Origin of the sequence: Shigella sp. FJ200513 (assembly GCF_040495915.1) — a bacterium.
Lineage (GTDB): Bacteria > Pseudomonadota > Gammaproteobacteria > Enterobacterales > Enterobacteriaceae > ECMA0423.
This window is the reverse complement of record NZ_JBDYCV010000282.1, coordinates 1-495: the sequence shown is the minus strand read 5'-3', so window position 1 is coordinate 495 and position 495 is coordinate 1. Positions and strand designations below refer to the sequence as shown.

Annotated in this window: 2 protein-coding genes and 1 pseudogene; 1 reads left to right on the top strand and 2 read right to left on the bottom strand. The window is 45.3% G+C overall.

Annotated features, from left to right (window positions below; genetic code table 11):
- Positions 1-2: 2 nt before the first annotated feature.
- A complete protein-coding gene (locus tag ABZJ92_RS22250; protein WP_003032489.1) occupies positions 3-59 on the top strand; it encodes an IS1 family transposase in 57 nt (18 codons plus the stop codon).
- Positions 60-75: 16 nt separating this feature from the next.
- Here the strand turns inward: ABZJ92_RS22250 and ABZJ92_RS22245 are convergent.
- Positions 76-246, bottom strand: a pseudogene (locus ABZJ92_RS22245) (Arm DNA-binding domain-containing protein); the annotation flags it as partial.
- Position 247: 1 nt separating this feature from the next.
- Positions 248-415 (bottom strand): excisionase family protein, encoded by a 168-nt coding sequence (gene xisR, locus ABZJ92_RS22240; protein WP_005049823.1) that lies wholly within the window; start codon positions 413-415, stop codon positions 248-250.
- Positions 416-495 lie beyond the last annotated feature (80 nt).

Below are 495 nucleotides of genomic sequence, written 5' to 3'. Positions count from 1 at the left end.
CGGTGGAGCTGCATGACAAGGTCATCGGGCATTATCTGAACATAAAACACTATCAGTAAGTTGGAGTCATTACCCACCGGAACTGATTTGATGAACTATCAACGCTCTTAAATTCCCGGCCTTTTTAATGTTACTGTTAGTAATCTCCCAGCCTTTCAATGTTTCCCGACATCGTTTTCCTCGAAACATGAACCAGATGCGAATGTATTTACCTCGAATCTCGACACCTGTTGGTAATTTAGACATATCATGAGTCTTTGATAAACTGATTTATCTTCGGATAGTTGTACCAGATAATCCCTCGCTTACTGTCTGGCTTCCCTAAAGGAGATACTCGTTTGAAGTGGAAGCCTTCCACCCAACAGTTCTGGCGGTATGCTTCAATTTGTCTGGCACCCAGACCAGTGCGAAGCATCAGGCTGAACCGCCCCGGGTTTCCTGGAGAGTGTTTTATCTGTGAACTCAGGCTGCCAGATCATCGTTTCCGATGGAAGC